General features: G+C 48.8%; 11 protein-coding genes. 8 read left to right on the top strand and 3 right to left on the bottom strand.

Annotated features, from left to right (window positions below; translation table 11 throughout):
- From FHQ30_RS04960 to nifJ, 6 genes are all read left to right on the top strand, one after another.
- A partial coding sequence (locus FHQ30_RS04960) for a TfoX/Sxy family DNA transformation protein (RefSeq protein WP_139625148.1) occupies positions 1-646 on the top strand: 646 nt, incomplete at its 5' end.
- A gap of 166 nt (positions 647-812) precedes the next feature.
- Positions 813-2,231, top strand: a complete 1,419-nt coding sequence (gene treB / locus FHQ30_RS04955) for a PTS trehalose transporter subunit IIBC (RefSeq protein ID WP_139611050.1) — start codon at positions 813-815, stop codon at positions 2,229-2,231.
- Positions 2,232-2,291: 60 nt separating this feature from the next.
- Complete coding sequence (treC, locus tag FHQ30_RS04950; protein WP_139611049.1) at positions 2,292-3,950, top strand: alpha,alpha-phosphotrehalase; 1,659 nt, start codon at positions 2,292-2,294, stop codon at positions 3,948-3,950.
- A gap of 106 nt (positions 3,951-4,056) precedes the next feature.
- Complete coding sequence (locus FHQ30_RS04945) at positions 4,057-4,635, top strand: sugar O-acetyltransferase (protein WP_139611048.1); 579 nt, start codon at positions 4,057-4,059, stop codon at positions 4,633-4,635.
- Positions 4,636-4,884: 249 nt separating this feature from the next.
- Entirely contained in the window at positions 4,885-6,543 is a 1,659-nt protein-coding gene (locus tag FHQ30_RS04940) for an NAD(P)-binding protein (protein ID WP_267963804.1), read from the top strand.
- Between the two features lie 9 nt (positions 6,544-6,552).
- Positions 6,553-10,125 (top strand): pyruvate:ferredoxin (flavodoxin) oxidoreductase, encoded by a 3,573-nt coding sequence (gene nifJ / locus FHQ30_RS04935; protein WP_139611093.1) that lies wholly within the window; start codon positions 6,553-6,555, stop codon positions 10,123-10,125.
- A gap of 84 nt (positions 10,126-10,209) precedes the next feature.
- Here nifJ and treR read toward each other — a convergent pair whose 3' ends face one another.
- From treR to rsuA, 3 genes are read right to left on the bottom strand one after another with little or no spacing between them, the layout of a single operon-like run.
- Positions 10,210-11,157, bottom strand: coding sequence for a trehalose operon repressor TreR (gene treR / locus FHQ30_RS04930; RefSeq protein ID WP_139611046.1), 948 nt, complete (start codon positions 11,155-11,157; stop codon positions 10,210-10,212).
- Between the two features lie 8 nt (positions 11,158-11,165).
- Positions 11,166-12,377: a Bcr/CflA family multidrug efflux MFS transporter gene (locus FHQ30_RS04925; RefSeq protein WP_139611045.1), complete on the bottom strand. Its 1,212-nt coding sequence runs from the start codon at positions 12,375-12,377 to the stop codon at positions 11,166-11,168.
- A gap of 45 nt (positions 12,378-12,422) precedes the next feature.
- Positions 12,423-13,118: a 16S rRNA pseudouridine(516) synthase RsuA gene (rsuA, locus tag FHQ30_RS04920; protein WP_139611044.1), complete on the bottom strand. Its 696-nt coding sequence runs from the start codon at positions 13,116-13,118 to the stop codon at positions 12,423-12,425.
- Between the two features lie 280 nt (positions 13,119-13,398).
- On the opposite strand from rsuA, the gene FHQ30_RS04915 reads away from it, so the two are divergent.
- A complete protein-coding gene (locus FHQ30_RS04915; RefSeq protein ID WP_139611043.1) occupies positions 13,399-15,684 on the top strand; it encodes an NADP-dependent malic enzyme in 2,286 nt (761 codons plus the stop codon).
- Between the two features lie 237 nt (positions 15,685-15,921).
- Positions 15,922-16,566, top strand: a complete 645-nt coding sequence (sodA, locus tag FHQ30_RS04910) for a superoxide dismutase [Mn] (RefSeq protein ID WP_139608607.1) — start codon at positions 15,922-15,924, stop codon at positions 16,564-16,566.
- Positions 16,567-16,628 lie beyond the last annotated feature (62 nt).

The following is a 16,628-nucleotide window of genomic DNA, read 5'->3' as shown; positions in this document are numbered from 1 at the left end:
ATTACTTATGAATAATCATATAAAACAACATACTTATTTGATTCGAAAAAAATTGGACCGTTTAATTAAAGACGTTACAGTTAATAGTTTATTTTCTGGATATGGATTTTATCAAAATAATCATCTGTTCGGCATTATGCAATCCGGTGTATTCTATTTGCGTGCCGAAGGTGATTTGGCACAACAATTGGAGCGATATGGTGCGGCTCCCTGCTTAGCCAGCAGTAACAACGCGCTTTCTCTTTCCCGTTATTATCGCTTACCACAAACGATTACTGAAAACGATATACTATATCGTGAATTTTTACACCAATCGATCGAGCAAGTCAAACAACAAAAAATTGACTTTCAACTTGCTCGCAAAAAACGGATTAAAGAACTGCCGAATCTGAGTATAAAACATGAACGTTTATTATTAAAGGTAAATATTACTGATGTGAACCAACTACGTCGTATCGGCGCAGAAAAAGCTTATATTTTGGCGAAAAAACAGGGATTTTCAATCACTTTGGATTTCTATTGGAATTTAGTTGCCGCCCTCAAAAATATTCATGTTTCGCAGTTGCCTGAGGCACAAAAAGAACATGCTTTAGCAAAACTGAATAATTACTTACGCCAAGAAGGATTACGATCGGAAAAAGCGTAGCAATAAACCCAAAAATCGATACCGATTCACATTTCTGAATCGGGTATCGGTTTTTTTATGTTCAATTCGTGATCTTGATCACTATTTGGGAACGTTCCCATTGATAAAAAAATAAACAAGCCTAAAATTCGAGCGTTATTTTAATGAAATTGCTTAAGGAAAAATCATGGCAAAAAAACTGGATCCACAAAACGTCAGCCGCCTCATTGAATTGGTCGGCGGTAAAAATAATATTGCAACGGTGACCCACTGCATCACCCGCTTGCGTTTTGTATTGAATGACACTGGCAAAGCCGATGTGAAAGCCTTAGAACAACTGCCGATGGTGAAAGGTTGTTTCACCAATGCCGGGCAGTTCCAAGTGGTGATCGGGCCGGAAGTGGGCGATTACTATCAAGAATTGTTAAAACAGACTAATCTCAGTTCCGCCGATAAAGAGGCGGCGAAAGTGGCGGCGCGGCAGAATATGAAATGGCACGAAAAAGTGATTTCGCACTTTGCCGAGATTTTTATTCCGTTGTTGCCGGCGCTGATCAGCGGCGGTTTAATTTTAGGTTTCCGCAATGTGATCGGTGACATTCCGATGTCGGACGGACAAACGCTGGTGCAATCTTCCCCGATGTGGAAAACCATTTATGACTTTTTATGGCTGTTGGGCGAAGCGATTTTCTTCTTCCTGCCGGTCGGCATCTGTTGGTCAACGGTCAGAAAAATGGGCGGTTCGCCGATTTTGGGAATTGTGTTGGGGGTGACGTTGGTCTCTCCGCAGTTGATGAACTCCTACGGCTTAGGCACGCAAGTACCGGAAGTGTGGGACTTCGGTTGGTTCAGCATTGATAAAGTCGGGTATCAGGCGCAAGTGATTCCGTCGATTTTAGCCGGGATGGCATTGGCATGGATCGAACGTGGTTTTAAACGGATTGTGCCGGACTATTTGAATTTGGTGATTGTGCCGGTCTGTTCCTTAATTATCGCCGTATTTTTAGCGCACGCTTTAATCGGCCCGTTTGGACGCGAAATCGGCAACGGTGTGGCAATTGCGGTGAAAGCGGCCATGACCGGCAGTTTTGCCCCGCTTGGTGCAGCCCTATTCGGTTTCCTGTATGCACCGTTGGTGATCACCGGAATTCATCAAACCACCTTGGCCATTGATATGCAGATGATCCAAAGCATGGGCGGCACACCGGTTTGGCCGTTGATTGCCCTGTCAAACATTGCTCAAGCCTCAGCGGTATTCGGTATCGTATTAATCAGTAAAAAACTGAATGAGCGTGAAATTTCGGTGCCGGCAACCATTTCCGCTTACTTAGGGGTGACCGAGCCGGCAATGTATGGCATCAATTTAAAATACCGCTTCCCAATGCTATGCGCCATGATCGGTTCCGCCTGTGCCGCTTTAATTTGTGGCTTGGCCGGGGTGATGGCAAACGGCATCGGCGTCGGCGGTTTGCCGGGCATTCTGTCGATTCAACCGCAATATTGGGGCATCTTTGCCTTGGCGATGCTGGTTGCGGTGGTGGTGCCATTGCTGTTGACGATTTTGGTGTACAAACGCCAAGCGGCAAAAGGCACGTTAGCGCAATAACACACTAAAAAAATTGAAAGTGCGGTTTTGAACCGAAATAAACAGACAAAAGGACAAGCAATGCAACAGACAGAATGGTGGAAGAACGGGGTTATCTACCAAATTTATCCCAAAAGTTTTCAGGATACCAGCGGCAACGGGCGCGGCGATATTCGCGGTATTATTCAACGCTTGGATTACCTGCAAACCTTGGGTGTCGACGGGATTTGGATCACGCCGATTTACCCTTCGCCGCAAATTGATAACGGCTATGATGTTGCCGATTACTGCGGCATCAATCCGGATTACGGCACAATGGCAGATTTTGAATTGTTGGTGGCCGAAGCGCATCAGCGCAATATCCGGATTGTTATGGATATGGTGTTCAACCACACCTCGACCGAGCACGCTTGGTTTAAACAAGCGCAAAATCCGGAAAGTGAATACCATGACTACTATATTTGGCGTGGTGAAGATCAAACGCAGTCCCCCAACAACTGGCGCTCCAAATTCGGCGGCGGCGCATGGCAATGGTGTCAACAGGTCGGCAAGCACTATTTGCACCTGTTTGCTACCGAACAAGCAGATCTCAACTGGGAAAATGAAAACGTCCGCCGACAGCTGCAACAGGTTTGCCATTTTTGGGCGGATAAAGGCGTGGACGGGTTGCGCTTGGATGTGGTCAATCTGGTGTCTAAAAATCAGGATTTCCCCAGTGATGATCAAGGCGACGGCCGTCGTTTCTATACCGACGGGCCACGGATTCACGAATTTATGCGTGAATTGAGTGAGCAGGTTTTTCAGCCGCGCGGTTTAATGACGGTCGGGGAAATGTCGTCCACCAGTTTGCAAAATTGCCAACAATACGCTGCACTGAACGGCTCAGAACTGTCAATGACCTTCAATTTCCACCATCTGAAAGTCGATTATCCCAACGGTGAGAAATGGACTTATGCGGCGCCGGACTATGTGGAGCTGAAATCGATTTTCAACTACTGGCAGCAAGGCATGCACGGCAAAGCGTGGAATGCACTGTTCTGGTGCAACCATGATCAGCCACGGATTGTATCGCGTTTTGGCGACGAAACCGCACTTCGTACGGTTTCCGGCAAAATGCTGGCCATGGTGTTGCACGGCATGCAAGGCACGCCGTACATCTATCAAGGCGAAGAATTTGGCATGACCAATCCGGGCTTCAGCCGCATTGAGCAATATCGTGATGTGGAAAGCCTGAATATGTACCAAGAGTTGTTGGATAACGGCTTGGATCAAGCCTTGGTGCTGAAAATTTTAGCCCAGAAATCACGCGACAACAGCCGTACTCCGATGCAGTGGAATACGCTAACCAACGCCGGTTTCAGCACTGCTGAACCTTGGATAGGTGTTGCCCCCAATTATCGGCAAGTGAATGCCGAAAGTGCGGTCAACGACCCTGATTCGGTATTTTATTGCTATAAAAAATTGATTGCGCTGCGCAAATCCCTGCCGGTGTTGACTGACGGCGATTATCAGGATCTGCTGCCGCAACACCCGTCCGTTTGGAGCTATCTGCGCACGAGCGGCAAGCAAAAATTGTGGGTGTTGGCCAATTTAAGCCACCAAACGCAAACACTTGAACGTCCGCAACAGACTGCCGGTGAATGGCAGACACTATTGCATAATTATCCGCAAGCATTGGCTTTGGGCGACAGCATTGAATTGGCGCCTTATCAAGCGGTGTATTTGCTACAAAATGTATAACTAAGCAAAGTGTATAACTAAGCAAAGTATATAACTCAGCAAAGTGCGGTGCAGCGATTTGACAGCGACCGCACTTTTCACCAGACTTAATTCAATGACAGATAACATGACAGAAAAACAGAAAATGCTGGCAGGCTTGATTTATGATGCCAACAACGACCCTGACTTAATTCAAGAGCGGTTGCGCTGCAAAGAGCGTTGCTATGATTACAACCAACTGCGTCCGTCTGAGGTGGAACAGCAGCAACAGTTGATTCGGCAACTGTTCGGCAAAACCCAAACCCATTTTTCTCTGGTCGCACCGTTTTGGTGTGATTACGGCTACAACATTGAAATCGGTGAGAATTTCTACGCCAACCACAATTGTGTGATCTTGGACGGCGCCAAAGTCACCTTTGGCGACAATGTGTTTATCGCGCCGGATTGCGGTTTCTATACCGCCGGTCATCCTCTCGATGTCGAGCGGCGTAATCAAGGCTTGGAATATGCCTATCCGATTACCGTCGGTGACAATGTCTGGTTTGGCGGCGGCGTGAAAGTGATGCCTGGCGTGACCATTGGCAGCAATAGCGTGATTGCCGCCGGCAGCATTGTGACCACTGATATTCCGGATAATGTCCTGGCCGCCGGTGTGCCGTGCCGTGTGATCCGCCCGCTCACCGAACAAGACCGTCACCGCACTTAACCTACTTTAGCCTTCCTTAAATGCCCGGAATGATGCAAAATTTCGGGCAAGTTCGCATTTTTCACCACCACCATCCCGCAAAAATTGATCTCTCTCGCATAAACCGAAGATAACCGCATCTCCTTAATAAAAATAGGGTATTGTAGTGCTATCCGCTCGCAAAGACGGCTAACCGACGAAAACGACTTTTACCTCAACACGACTCGAGATGATAACGAGATTCCCACAATTTCAGGGGAATGCAGTCCGTTGTTTGCACAAACAATAAAGGACATTGCCATGAAAGATGTTAAAGCTGATATGACCTTTCCACCGGATCTGACCGAAAAAAAGGGCTCGGGACCGGTGCAAACCAAAGTACCGGTGTACACCAACTCCCTGCCGCCCTGCAATCATGCCTGCCCGACCGGCAGCAATATCCAACAGTGGCTCTCCTTGGCACAAGAAAAACAGTACCAAGCCGCATGGCAAGAGCTGATGCGCAACAATCCGATGCCGGCGATTCACGGGCGGGTTTGTTACCATCCGTGTGAAACCGCTTGCAATCGCACCCAAGTCGATGATGCGGTCAGCATTCACGCCGTTGAGCGTTTTCTCGGGGATCTGGCCATCGAACAACATTGGCCGGTCGAGTTGAACAATCCTGACAGCGGCAAAAAAGTGCTGGTGGTCGGCGCAGGCCCGAGCGGTCTGTCCGCAGCTTACCATTTGCGCCTGAAAGGACACCAAGTCGAAGTGCGCGACTCTGCCCCGCTGGCTGGAGGCATGATGCGTTTTGGCATTCCGGCTTACCGCTTGCCACGTCCGATTTTAGAAGCCGAGATTAACCGCATCGCAGAGATGGGGGTCAACATCGTCTTAAACTGCAAAGTTGATAACATCTTGCAGGCTAAACTGGAGGGCAATTTTGATGCGGTATTTTTAGCCGTCGGCGCCCACATCGGGCGGGGAGTCGATATTCCCAACGATGATCCGTCGCGGGTGACCGATGCGGTCAGCTATTTGCGCGATATCGGCATGGGGCAAGCGCCGAGATTGGGCAAGCGCGTGGCGGTATATGGTGGCGGCAACACCGCAATGGATGCGGCACGTACCGCCAAACGGCTGGGATCGGATGTGATGGTGATCTATCGCCGTGATCGAGACAATATGCCGGCACATGATTTTGAGTGCGCCGAAGCCATCGAGGAAGGTGTGGAATTCCACTGGCTGCGCACCATTAACGAAATCGACGGCACACGCTTTAAATTGGAAAAAATGCGGTTGGACGAAAAAGGTCGCCCACAGCCGAGCGGCGAATACGAGTATCTGGAAGCCGACTCCCTGATTCTGGCACTGGGACAAAATATCGACAGCCAACTGACCCAAGGCATTCCGGGCGTGGATTACAAAGCCGACGGCACGGTAATGGTGAATGACAACATGATGACCGGTTATGCCGGATTGTTTGCCGGCGGCGACATGGTGCCGTCCGATCGCACCGTCACCATTGCGGTCGGACACGGCAAAAAAGCCGCTTATCATATCGATGCCTACCTGCATAACCGCACTTACCAAAAACCGAGCAAGCATCCGCTGATTCAATATAACCGGCTGCACCTGTGGTATAAAACCGATGCCGAACAGAGCGAACAGCCGACGATGGCAGCACATCTGCGCGCCAAATCCTTTGATGAAGTCTTGGGTGGCTTGAGCGAGCAAGAGGCGGTTTATGAGGCGCAGCGCTGCTACTCCTGCGGAAACTGTTTTGAGTGTAACGGCTGCTTTGGCGCCTGCCCGCAAGAGGCGATTATCCGTCTGGGCAAAGGCAAAGGTTACCAAGTGGATTACGCCAAATGCACCGGTTGCGAAGCCTGTTATCTGCAATGTCCTTGTCATGCGTTAGAAATGGTGGCGGTTGCCAGTTAGGAGAAAATGATGAGTCAATTCAATGCTAAAATGATCACCTGCGATGGCAGCGAAGCCACCGCATCAATTGCCTATCGTGTCAGTGAAGTCTGTGCGATCTATCCAATTACCCCGTCCTCCACCATGGCGGAACTGGTCGATTTGTGGATTGCGGAACAACAAAAAAATATCTGGGGCAATATTCCGCTGGTTGCCGAAATGCAAAGTGAAGGCGGCGCTGCCGGGGCGGTGCACGGCGCACTGCAAAGCGGTGCATTAACCACGACCTTCACCGCCTCACAAGGGCTGATGTTGATGTTGCCGAATATGTATAAAATTGCCGGTGAGCTGACCTCGGCAGTGTTTCATGTTGCGGCACGCTCGCTGGCGGCACAAGGTCTCTCGATTTTCGGCGACCATCAAGACGTGATGGCAGCACGCACAACCGGTTTTGCTATGTTGGCAGCTTCATCAGTGCAGGAAAGCCATGATATGGCGCTGGTTGCCCATGCCGCCACGCTTTCCGCCCGTATTCCGTTTATCCATTTTTTCGACGGTTTCCGCACCTCTCATGAGGTCAATAAGATTGCGCTGATTGATGACCAAGCAGTCAAAGCGATGATCCCCGACGAGTTGGTCCGAGCCCATCGTGCCAGAGGGTTAAGCCCGGACAATCCGTTTATTCGCGGCACGGCACAAAATCCGGATGTCTATTTTCAGGCACGCGAATCGGTCAATTTGTATTATCAAAACACACCGCACATCGTGGCAGAAAAAATGCAACAGTTGGCTGAGTTGACCGGACGGCAGTATAAAATCATCGAATATTACGGTGATCCCGAAGCAGAATCGGTGATTATCGCCATGGGTTCCGGCATTGAAACCGTGAAAGAGACCCTGCGTGATCTGAATGCCAAAGGTGAGAAACTGGGGGCAGTCCAAGTGCGGTTATACCGTCCGCTAAGCGCCGAACATCTGTTGGCGGAACTGCCGCGCAGTGTCAAACGGATTGCGGTGTTGGATCGCACCAAAGAACCGGGCTGCAACGGCGAACCGCTGTATCAGGATATCCTGACCGCACTTATCGAAAACCAAGAACAGTTGCCGATTTTTCCAAAAGTGATCGCCGGACGCTACGGGCTGTCGAGTAAAGAGTTTACCCCGGCAATGGTGAAAGCGGTGTTTGACGAGCTGAAACAAGCCCATCCGAAACAGCATTTTACGGTCGGCATCAGCGACGATCTCACCCACACCAGTCTGACGGTTGACCCAAGTTATGCTATCGAAAGTCAAGACACAGTGCGTGCGATGTTTTACGGCTTGGGCGCAGACGGCACGGTTGGCGCCAATAAAAATACGATTAAAATTATCGGTGATGATCCGGACTATTTCGCACAAGGCTATTTTGTGTACGACTCGAAAAAATCCGGCTCACAAACCATCTCCCATTTACGTTTCGGCTCACACCCGATCAACAGCCCCTACCTGATTCAATCGGCGAATTTTATCGCCTGTCATCAGGAAACCTTTTTGCAAACCACAGATATGCTGGGCAACGCCGCCCCCAATGCCACTTTCCTACTGAACAGCCAATATGCTGCCGATAGCATTTGGGACAAACTACCCAGTGCGGTGCAGCGGCAAATTATCGATAAAAAGATTAAACTATACGTGATCGACGCTTACAAAGTGGCGAAAGACACCGCCATGGGCAACCGCATCAACACCATTATGCAGACCTGCTTTTTTGCCCTTTCCAACGTGATGGCAAAAGACAAGGCGATTGCCAAAATCAAAAAAGCAATTGAGAAAACCTACTTGCGCAAAGGGGAAGCGGTTGTGCAAAAGAATTTTGCCGCCGTGGATCATACTCTGACCCACCTTTATCCGGTGAATATTCCGACACAGGTGACCGCACTTGAGCAGGCTTATCAACCGGTTTCAAGCAAAGCACCGGAATTTGTGCGTCAGGTTACCGCACAAATGATGGCAGGCAAAGGCGATTTGATTCCGGTGTCGATGCTGCCGCCGGACGGCACTTATCCGTCGGCAACCACCCAATGGGAAAAACGCAACATTGCGCAAAATATCCCAATTTGGGATCAAGCGCTTTGCATTCAATGCGGCAATTGCAGTTTTGTTTGTCCGCACAGCGCCATTCGTGCCAAGTTCTACCACAAAGAACTGCTGGAACAAGCGCCGCCCGGATTCCGCTCTGCGATGACCACCGCACGCGGCTTTCCGGATACCCGCTACACCATTCAGCTCTATCCGGAAGACTGCACCGGCTGCTCGCTGTGTGTCGATGCCTGCCCGATGACCGATTTGGATAATCCGAGCTATAAAGCGCTTAATATGCGCGAAAAAACCCCGTATCTGGAACAGGAAAAACAGAGCCTGACGTTCTTTGAAACCATTCCGTATAACGATCGGGCGAAAATCGATTTTTCCAATGTGCGTGGCGTGCAGTTCCTGCAACCGCTGTTTGAGTTCAGCGGCGCTTGCAGCGGTTGCGGCGAAACGCCGTATCTCAGCTTGCTGTCACGCCTGTTCGGGGATCGGCTGATGATCGCCAATGCCACCGGCTGCTCCTCGATTTACGGCGGTAATTTGCCGACCACGCCTTGGAGTAAAAATGCCGATGGCCGTGGCCCGGCATGGTCAAACTCGCTGTTTGAAGACAATGCCGAGTTCGGCTTCGGTTTCCGTCTGGCTGAAACCAAACACCAGCAATTGGCACAGGAATTATTGCGCCAACAAGCACCGCACTTGGCGCCGAAACTGGTAGAGCAACTGCTGCACAGCGAACAAAAAACCGAATCGCAAATTCAGGCACAAATCAAACGGGTTGCCGAACTGAAAGTGCGGTTAAGCGACATCGGCAGCGACAGTGCGCTTAACTTAAAGTCGGTTGCCGATCACCTGATTCGCCGTTCCATCTGGATCGTCGGTGGCGACGGTTGGGCTTATGACATTGGTTACAGCGGCTTGGATCATGTGCTGGCCAGCGGTGCTGATGTCAATATTTTGGTGATGGACACCGAAGTGTACTCCAACACCGGCGGACAGATGTCGAAATCCACCCCGCTCGGTGCCGTTGCCAAATTTGCTGCTTCCGGCAAACAAGCCAGCAAAAAAGATATTGCGATGCAGGCGATCACCTACAACAATGTGTATGTGGCACGGATTGCCTTTGGTGCCGATCCGCAACAAACGTTGCTGGCCATGCGCGAAGCCGAAGCCTATCCGGGGCCGTCGCTCATTATTGCCTACAGCCACTGCATTGCCCACGGCATTCAGATGGAAGAGGGCTTGCAACAGCAGCAAAGAGCGGTCAAATCCGGGCACTGGCCGCTGTTCCGCTACAATCCGGCGTTAAAAGAGGTGGGGGAAATTCCGTTTTCACTCGACAGTTTGCGTCCGAGCGTACCACTGGAAGAGTACCGCAGCCACGAAACCCGCTTCCAAATGCTACAACGGCAGCACCCACAGGAAGCCGCTGAGATTGCGGTTCGGGCGCAAAAAGTGGCCAATCGCAAATGGAGCCTTTATGAAGAAATGGCGACCCGTAAAGCCACCATTTTTGATCCTTATGTGGAATAACGGGCGGCATCGTTAGTCAGCGTCAGCAACAAAGGGCGGATCTTATGATTCGCCCTGATTCCAGCGATTATGCCCGCCTTATTTTTATTCTGGAAAATGGCAAGCAACACAAAAATGCTCAATCCGTTCCGGGCAGGCTAATAAACGTTGCAGTTGCTCCACTGCACGTTCTCCGGCACGATACAGCCCAAACTCGATGCTCAAGGTTTGCGGAAACAGGAATTTCAGCAATTTGTTATTGCCGACACCGCAAACTTGAATATCGCTGCGCTGTTGCTGCTGTAAATATTGGTTCACACCAATGGCGATACTGTCGGTGGCACAAACCACCGCCTCGGTCTGTTCACTAATCACTAAAGGCGCCTGCTGATAAGCATGTGCATAATCCAGTGATCCCAACGCAAAGTGCGGTTCCAGTTGTTTTTCGGTGCAAAAATCAAGGTAAGCCTGATAGCGCAACCTTCCCGTGGTGCGGTCATCCAACGCCACGCCAAGATAAGCAATTCGTCGCCGCCCCTGTTGGTATAAATGCGCCATCAACAAGCGAATCGAACCACAATCATCATAATACACTGAAGACAATTCAGCATAATGTTGCGCCACCACCACCAATTTTTGCTTATAGGGTAACAGTGATTCTTGTTGCAATTGGCTGAAACCAAACACAATCACTCCGTCAACACGGCGCTGTGCGAAAAAACGCAAATGCTCTTCCACTAATTTTGGCTCAAAACGGCTTTCGACAATAAAATGTTCGCTGCCGTCCTGCTGCAACGCATTCAGAATGCCACGTAGTACCCGATTTTCCGACGGTGAATCTAAACGGGTGACGATGATCCCGACCACCCGATTCTCAATACCACGCATCGCCCGAGCGCTACGTGACGGTTGAAAATTGTATGCTTCGACCACTGCCAACACCTGCGCTTTAGTGGCTTTGCTGACATTCGGCTCATTATTCAGCACCCGTGAAACCGTTGACTTCCCGACACCACTTAAACGCGCAATATCTTTGATGGTTAATTTCATCATGCTGAATCTTATGCCGATTTAAGGTTGCGGTAAGTTAAAAAATAGTAACTCAGCACCGACAATAAGGTACATAGAAACATCGACAACAACATCGGCACTGCATTGGTAATCGGCACCAGCGCAATTAAAAAACCGACTATGGCACCGACGCCAAAACGGATCGTGCCTGCTAAGGAATTGGCAGTACCGGCAACCTGCGGAAAGCGATCCAAAATCGCCGCCATCGCATTAGAGCCGATAATCGACAACATCCCGACAAAGGCGGAAACACCCAGTGCCATCGGCCAAAATCCCAAGTCTAGCATCGCAACCAATAACAACCAAATACCTGCTAAAAATTGTATGCTTAGCCCGAAACGCAGCATTTTTTCCGCACCGACTTGCAGCACCATTTTGCCGTTAATCGAGGTAAACAGAATCAACACCGTCATGTTCATCACAAAGAAATAACCAAAATGCTCCGGCGCTACTCCATAAATATCGATATATACAATCGAACCGGAGGTTAAAAACGAGAACATCCCGGCAAATGAGAAAGCCCCTGCCAATACATAGCCGACCACCGCTTTCACCCGAATCAGCGAAGCAAAATTTCGTATCACCACTTTCAAACTAAACGGCACACGTTTTTCGACTGGATGAGATTCCGGAATTTTCCAAAACACCAGCAGGCAGCTTAAAACCCCAAAAAACGCCAACACATAAAAAATGGAATGCCAATGGAAAAATTTTGCCAGATAGCCGCCGATAAACGGCGCCAACAGTGGCGCAATCATCGACACCAACATAATCATCGACATCATTTTGGAGAAGTAGTTTTTCGAAAACAAATCGCGCAACAACGCCCCCAGCACTACTGCCGGCGCCGCACCAAAAAAGCCTTGAATAAAGCGCAGAACCAAGAATTCTTGAATATTATCCACCTGTGTCAGAAAAAGTGCGGTCAGCGCAAAAATCAGTGTGCCAATCATAATCACCGGCTTGCGTCCGAAGCTGTCTGCTGCCGGTCCCCACAGCAATTGCCCGGTGGCAAAACCCAGCGTAAACAGCGCCAGCGTATTTTGCACCCGCTCCGAATTCACATTTAAATCACGGGCAATATCCAAAAACGATGGCAAATACATATCAATTGCCAACGGTGGCAACATGGCCAAAATGCCCAAAATCAACACGAAAATCGGGCTTTTTTTAATTTGTCTTATCTTTTCTGTCTGTAACATTCTTGTTCCTGATTTCAACATCACATGGTTATATTAACCACTCTGTCATTTAAAGCCGGCCACCTCTGCCGCTGTCAACGTGCGGTATTCGCCTTCGTCCAACGTCTCATCCAAAATTACATCGCCAATCCGCCAACGGTGCAGTCCGACCACTTTATTCCCCAACGCCGCAAACATGCGTTTCACCTGATGGTAGCGCCCTTCACTGATGGTTAAATTCAGATTGTAGTCGTCCACAATCTCCAGTTTGCCAGGTTTGGTCGGCACTTGCTCGCCTCGTAATAAAATGCCCTGCTCAACCGCACTTTGATAGTTATTTTCAATCGGATCCGCCAGCGTCACCAAATAGGTTTTTTCACATTGAAATTTGGGCGAGGTGATGCGGTGCGACCATTGCCCATCATCGGTCAACAACACCAATCCGGTGGTATCGACATCCAAGCGCCCGACAGAGTGCAATTTATTTCTGAGCGGATAATCAAACAGTTGGTATACCGTTGGGTATTCGCCGTCGTCATGGGAACAAATATACCCTGCCGGTTTATGTAACATCAAGTATTGTCCGGCTTCCAGCCACTGCAACAACTCGCCGTCAAACAGAATCTGATCCGCTGATGAAATTTGGGTTGCGCCGGATTTTATCACCACACCGTTTACCGTAACCACCCCGCTGCGTAGGATTTTCCCCACTTGCGAACGGGTCAGCCCACTCTGCTCTGCCAAAAATTTATCTAAACGCATCATCAACCTTTTATTTTTATTCTTACTATCACCTATTGCGCATATTGTACCCGTTTAACCTTAAAGATACAGTTGCTAAGCCAAATTATAGTGGATTAAATTTGCTTAAATGCTCGATGACTTGAAAAGCCTTTCACCAAAAAATATGTGTTCCATATCACATACTCCTTGAACAATCCTCAACAATACTGAAATAAAGCGTATAATTTACTCCACTTTTTTAACGTTTTGATCAAACCAATTCAACCTATTTACAACCTGTATTGATAAGGATTAGACAATGGATAAACAACTTCGCCAAGCTGCACTTGATTTTCATGAATTTCCGATTCCGGGAAAAATCGAAGTGACCCCAACCAAATCTCTCGCCACTCAACGCGATCTGGCGCTTGCCTACTCGCCGGGCGTCGCTATTCCGTGTCTGGAAATTCAGCAAGATCCGTTGGCGGCTTATAAATACACGGCTCGTGGTAATTTGGTCGGGGTGATCTCCAACGGTACTGCGGTACTCGGTTTGGGCAATATCGGTGCCTTGGCAGGTAAGCCGGTGATGGAAGGCAAAGGCGTGTTATTTAAAAAATTCGCCGGTGTCGATGTGTTCGACATCGAAATTGACGAACGTGATCCGGACAAACTGGTTGATATTATCGCCTCACTTGAACCTACTTTCGGTGGCATCAACTTAGAAGATATCAAAGCACCGGAATGTTTCTATATTGAGAAAAAACTGCGTGAGCGAATGAAAATTCCGGTATTCCACGATGACCAACACGGCACCGCCATTATTTGTGCTGCCGCTGTCATGAATGGTTTACGCGTAGTGAATAAAGACATAAAACACGTCAAATTAGTGGTTTCCGGTGCGGGTGCTTCTGCCATTGCTTGCTTGAATTTACTACGTGCGTTGGGCATGGAAAAACAAAACATCACCGTTTGTGATTCCAAAGGGGTGATTTACAAACAGCGTGAAGATGCCGATCGCATGGATGAAACCAAAAAGTTTTATGCCATTGAAGATAACGGCACTCGTCGTCTGGCAGACGCCATTCCAAATGCCGATATTTTCTTGGGTTGTTCCGCCGCCGGTGCTTTAACCCAAGAAATGGTGAAAAGCATGGGGCCAAGCCCAATTATTTTGGCACTTGCCAATCCTGATCCGGAAATTTTGCCGCCGGATGCCAAAGCAGTTCGTCCAGATGCGATTGTCTGCACCGGCCGCTCGGATTTCCCGAATCAGGTCAACAACGTATTGTGCTTCCCGTTTATCTTCCGCGGTGCGTTAGATGTGGGCGCTACTACCATTAATGAAGAGATGAAACTGGCTGCCGTGCATGCAATTGCCGAACTGGCGCATGCCGAACAAAGCGATGTGGTCTCCTCTGCTTACGGTGATCAAGAACTGGCATTTGGTCCGGAATACCTGATTCCAAAACCATTTGATCCACGTTTAATCATCAAAATCGCCCCTGCGGTTGCCAAAGCGGCGATGGACTCCGGGGTTGCGCTGCGCCCAATCAATGATTTCAGCGTTTATATCGAAAAACTGACTCAATTTGTGTATAAAACCAATCTGTTCATGAAACCGATTTTCGCTCAGGCTCGTCTTGATAAAAAACGAATTATCATTTCCGACGGCGAAGAACCGCGCGTACTGCACGCCGTACAAGAGATTGCCGCACTGGAAATCGCATTGCCAATTCTGATTGGCCGCCCGGATGTCATCAAACAGCGGATCAAACAGCTCGGCTTACAAATCGAGGAAGGCAAAGAGTTCGAAATTATCAACATTGAAAAAGACGAACGCTACGAAACCTGCTGGAAAGGCTATTACGACATCATGAAACGTCGTGGCATCACTCCGGCATTGGCAAAACAAGAAATTCGGATCAACCCAACAACAATCGCCGCAATGTTGGTGCATCTAGGTCAAGCCGACGGCATGATTTGCGGATTAGTCGGCTCTTATGCCGATCACCTAAAATCTATCCGTAACGTAATTGGCTTAAAAGACGGTGTGAAAACCGCCGCCACCGTCAACGGCTTGGTGATGCCGAGCGGCAACGTATTTGTCACTGATGCTTTCGTCAACCAAGATCCGGATGCAGAGTCTTTGGCGGAAATCACGCTAATGGCAGCAGAAGAAGTGCGCCGTTTCGGGATTGAACCGCAAGTGGCATTGATTTCTCACTCCAACTACGGCGCCAGTGATCACCCAAGTGCGGTCAAAATGCGTAAAGTCTTGCAGTTAGTGCAGCAACGTGATCCGGAATTGATTATCGATGGCGAAATGCACGCTGATATCGCACTATCGGAAAAATTGCGTAAAAACATTATGCCCGACAGTCCATTGAAAGGCGGCGCCAACTTATTGGTGATGCCAAACATGGAAGCAGCACGAATCGGCTATAATCTGCTGCGTTCGGCAACCACCGCAATCACCGTTGGACCGATGTTGATGGGCTTGCGCCAATCGGCTCATATTCTGACGCCGGTGGCTTCGGTGCGTCGCATCATCAACATGGTGGCTGTTGCGGCAGTGAATGCCTCTAAAGATAACCAAGAGTAACACACCAAACATAAAAGTGCGGTCAGCCACAAGCTGACTCAACCAACAAAAGGCAGAAAATAAATGTTCTGCCTTTTTGTTTATGCGAAATCTAACCTGACATATTTATAAACATTTAATGATCTCGATCAATTTCTTTGCTACACTGAAGCTCGAAAATTCGATTCGCTTTATCCTAACAAAGCATTACTGAAACACTATTTTTAGCGCTTTATTCAACCAAATGAGGAAATGAAAATGGCTTATACTCTACCTGAATTACCTTATGCCTACGATGCATTAGAACCGCACTTTGACAAACAAACCATGGAAATTCACCATTCCAAACACCATCAAGCCTATGTGAACAATGCCAATGCGGTGTTAGAAACCTTGCCGGAGTGGCAAGACAAATGTCCCGGTGAACTGATTGCTAATTTGGACAAAATCCCTGCTGACAAACGCACCGCACTTCGCAACAATGCCGGTGGACACGCTAACCATTCACTGTTCTGGAAAGGGTTGAAATTAGGTACTACGTTACAAGGCGCATTGAAAGACGCTATCGTGCGCGATTTCGGTTCTGTTGAAGCATTCCAAGCAGAATTTGAAAAAGCGGCAGCAACCCGCTTCGGCTCAGGTTGGGCATGGTTAGTGCTGAATGACGGCAAATTATCCGTTGTCTCCACCGCCAACCAAGACTCACCATTGATGGGCAAAGAGATTGCAGGTGTAGCAGGCTTCCCGATTTTAGGCTTGGATGTTTGGGAACACGCCTATTATCTGAAATATCAAAACCGCCGTCCGGATTACATCAAAGCCTTCTGGAACGTCGTCAACTGGGACGAAGCAGCCGCTCGCTTTGATAAAAAAGCATCTGATTGCTGCTGTCACAGCAAATAACGTATTGATAAAACGTAAAAAGCACTCAACACGAGTGCTTTTTACTGCTGACAAAGGTTAAA

The organism is Testudinibacter sp. 'clade 2', assembly GCF_006227735.1.
GTDB lineage: Bacteria > Pseudomonadota > Gammaproteobacteria > Enterobacterales > Pasteurellaceae > Chelonobacter.
Note: the sequence above shows the minus strand (reverse complement) of the source record. Positions and strands in the feature narration are given on the sequence as shown.

Coding starts and splice junctions, on each gene's coding strand:
- treR (WP_139611046.1), bottom strand. CDS start 11,157: ATGATGAAATTAACCATCAAAGATATTGCGCGTTTAAGTGGTGTCGGG.
- rsuA (WP_139611044.1), bottom strand. CDS start 13,118: ATGCGTTTAGATAAATTTTTGGCAGAGCAGAGTGGGCTGACCCGTTCG.
- FHQ30_RS04915 (WP_139611043.1), top strand. CDS start 13,399: ATGGATAAACAACTTCGCCAAGCTGCACTTGATTTTCATGAATTTCCG.
- FHQ30_RS04945 (WP_139611048.1), top strand. CDS start 4,057: ATGACAGAAAAACAGAAAATGCTGGCAGGCTTGATTTATGATGCCAAC.
- FHQ30_RS04925 (WP_139611045.1), bottom strand. CDS start 12,377: ATGTTACAGACAGAAAAGATAAGACAAATTAAAAAAAGCCCGATTTTC.
- nifJ (WP_139611093.1), top strand. CDS start 6,553: ATGAGTCAATTCAATGCTAAAATGATCACCTGCGATGGCAGCGAAGCC.
- treC (WP_139611049.1), top strand. CDS start 2,292: ATGCAACAGACAGAATGGTGGAAGAACGGGGTTATCTACCAAATTTAT.
- treB (WP_139611050.1), top strand. CDS start 813: ATGGCAAAAAAACTGGATCCACAAAACGTCAGCCGCCTCATTGAATTG.
- sodA (WP_139608607.1), top strand. CDS start 15,922: ATGGCTTATACTCTACCTGAATTACCTTATGCCTACGATGCATTAGAA.